This is a genomic window from Solirhodobacter olei, assembly GCF_004010155.1.
GTDB classification, from domain to species: Bacteria; Pseudomonadota; Alphaproteobacteria; order Rhodobacterales; family Rhodobacteraceae; genus Solirhodobacter; species Solirhodobacter olei.
In genome coordinates, this window is record NZ_RRYH01000056.1 from 1 (window position 1) to 2,928 (window position 2,928).

Consider the following 2,928-nt stretch of genomic DNA (forward strand, 5'->3'; position numbering starts at 1 on the left):
CGGTCTTGCCCGCATCAAGTTCGGCCAACCGGTCAAAGATCCGATCGGTTGTCGAGGTGATCGCCACCTTTGCGCCAGCCGCCAGCAGCAGTCGAGCCGTGGCGAAGCCGATCCCATCTGCGCTCCCTGCGCCGGTGACCAATGCGGTTTTGCCCGAGACTCCGGTCATCACAGGCTTCCTTTCATGATGTGGGCCTTACACAGCCGAGGCCTGAGTTGGCGCCATAGCTCTTCGAGCCACAAGGTATATCGGGTTTATCTACGCTTATGACCTTGCCGAACTGCCGCATAGAAATTGATCAGGGAACCACCCCCCGGACGCTTCACGGCTCCAAGTAAGACGCCACCGAACCAGCTTCGCAGCGGCACGAATGGGCGGGTAGCCGACATCCGCTACGGGCGCATGAGCATCTCATGGCGACCCGGAAAGCAGGCATTCATTCAGGCACCGAGGTTGGCACTTGGCTGATCGACGTCTTCTGCGGAAGCCGGAAGTTCGCGGCCTTTGACATTGGATTTGGTCCAGAAAGAGAAAGCAGGCTTCCGACCTCTGGGGGTTCGCCATCTGCCATTGCAATTCCGTCCGACCTCGCAGCGCCTTGGGCTACAGGCGTCCGTCGCCGAAGTGCATCGTAGCCATCTACCGGCGGCCAGCGATGCAGAAACAATTAACCTGGATCAGTCGGTTGGGGCAGATCAGAGATCGGCATGATCTCGATATGATGCGCCATCTGGTCTGCCATGACAGTCGCCCATATTCAGCGGCAAGACACGCATAAGGAATCTACCCTGTCGCTGGGGGCGCTTCCACAAGGTCGGTTACAGTGTAGCTGACGCTTATCGATCCATCAGGCTTTCTGATAGTTCCAATCTCGATATTTGCAGTGAAGCGAGCGCCCAATGTAATTCCCTCATCACCCTCGATCCGTTCCAAGTAATCTTGGCTCACTTGATGGCTGAACTTTCCAGATACTATTTCTTGCGCGCCATCCCGCTTGAAATCGAACGTGCGTTTGATGGGCGAAAGCCCAACCAGTGTGCCAACCCAGACGACTGGTTCAATCTTTACATTCGTTTCTGTAATTCTCCGGTAGGCCCGTTCAATACCTGCCCGATCAAATGAGTACTGACGGTCAGGAAGATTGGCCTTTAGGGACGAATTATTCTTTTCGAGGTGTCGAAAGAATTGTGCGAGTGCACGGAATACCCTGGGATTGATGTCATCGACATCGATAAGAAACTCGTCCTCATTTTCTTGCGTGAATTCTTCAAACAGGGCCGCAGCTTCCTCAAGAGCCTCCCTAATCGGCGTTTTGACGGCGCTGGCCTGACGCGCATCTTTCTCTTCAAGGATGAACCCGAATGAGCCTGTTGCGATGCCTCGAATGTTCAGGGCGGCGAGTTCTGCCCCTCTGACTTTTCCGCGCGCAGCAAGTTCGCCCTTCAAGTTTGAAGCGAAAAGGCGAGTGACAACGGCCTGAAAGTAGGCGAGCGCCTGAGCGGCGAAAGTCGCATCGATGGTGCGGGTTCCCTCAACAGGGGCGCCGTCAAACAGTATAGCCACTTCCGCGACCCGTGCATCCCTTGCTCTGAGTGCTGCAAGTTCCGTGGCTACGACATTCAGCCTTGTCTTGAAGCTCAGTCGCCCCACCACGTCGCCGTCAGACTCGGATTCCTTCGCAAGAGCTTCGAGCTCCGCCTGTTGCCTTTCCAGCTCCGCCATTCTTTGGAGGTCAGACATTGAACTTACCCCCTATTGCTATATCAACCGCGTTGAACTCCATAACGTCCACTGCAAGGGGAATTTCAATTATTCCCTTTTTTGCAGACGTATCTCGCATATCGGAGAATAGTCCGAACCAGTACGTTGAATTTCTGACGAGGGCACGGGAGTCTACATCAAGGTCTATGCCGTAGGTGTCGCACTTATACACGGGCTTCATCGCGTTCGTGTCGAAATACTTTGCGAACAAGTGTCCTTCGTATTCCGTAGGCCAGGATTTTGGATCGGCCTGATATTTCAGTGGGCGGTTAAACAGGGTTACGACATCAACGTCACTTGGACTGCGTTTTCTGAGTTTTTCGACGTTCTCAACGAAGCTGCCGTCAATCCACTGATACCCAGAAACAAATCCACCCGAGTGAAGGTGTTTTCGGTAGTGGTTCAATCCCTTTAACAGTTTGGCGCGGTCCGGTGAAGTGCAGAAGCGCTCGACAACATCAAGCATGGATGCGGTATAGGGCGACCGCGCTACTGGAATTGTGGCATGACCTGAAATGAACGGCGGCAGAGCACCGTGTGCTGCAAAATCGGGAATGGGCATGAATATCTCGAAAACTTCCTCCGCCGACAGACTATACTCATAGTAGAATGGCTGTCTAAGACTATCTCACCCCTCGTTGACGCGGTCTTCAGCGTCAAGCGCGGCCGCCACAATGACCCGCTTACTGAGCAATGTCAGCCGCTTTCCACCAATGTCGGCTTCAGGGAACCTGCAACGCGGCGTCGGGCCCCTTCGCCAAGGTCGCCTTTGGTGAAGGTTTTCCGATGCGGGCCGCGTCGTGATGGCGGGGTCTGGGAGCGGCCTCGGCCCGCGTTGGCAAACCTCCCAAGGAGGAAGCCGCGGGGACTGGGCGCGCGCTATGGGGAAAGAGGGATGACGGCGGAGGCTTCCATCGGTTGCCACGCGCGCCTGAAGGCCGAGCGTGGACGCATGGAGTCGGCTGGCGCGGCGGGTCCGGCAAATTGGGTGCGCCGATGAGGCGGGTCCTGCTGGGTTCGGGCGGAGGGGCAGGCCTCAGGCAATGACCTGGGTAGCCGGAGTGCAGGGAGCGCCCGGGGGCAGATTGTCGAGGGAGACGGGCCGTTCGTCATGGAGCCTGCTCCCGTGGCGGTGCGCGCGAGCGTGGGTGCTGGCCGCGGTGGAA

Annotated in this window: 2 protein-coding genes; both read right to left on the minus strand. The window is 56.7% G+C overall.

The genetic code is table 11. The features are described from left to right. Window positions 1–784: 784 nt before the first annotated feature. Window positions 785–1,741, minus strand: a complete 957-nt coding sequence (locus EIP85_RS21960; RefSeq protein ID WP_127904349.1) for a hypothetical protein — start codon at window positions 1,739–1,741, stop codon at window positions 785–787. Then, complete coding sequence (locus EIP85_RS21965) at window positions 1,734–2,324, minus strand: DUF6932 family protein (protein ID WP_127904350.1); 591 nt, start codon at window positions 2,322–2,324, stop codon at window positions 1,734–1,736. Before EIP85_RS21965 ends, EIP85_RS21960 begins: the two co-directional genes overlap by 8 nt. Window positions 2,325–2,928 lie beyond the last annotated feature (604 nt).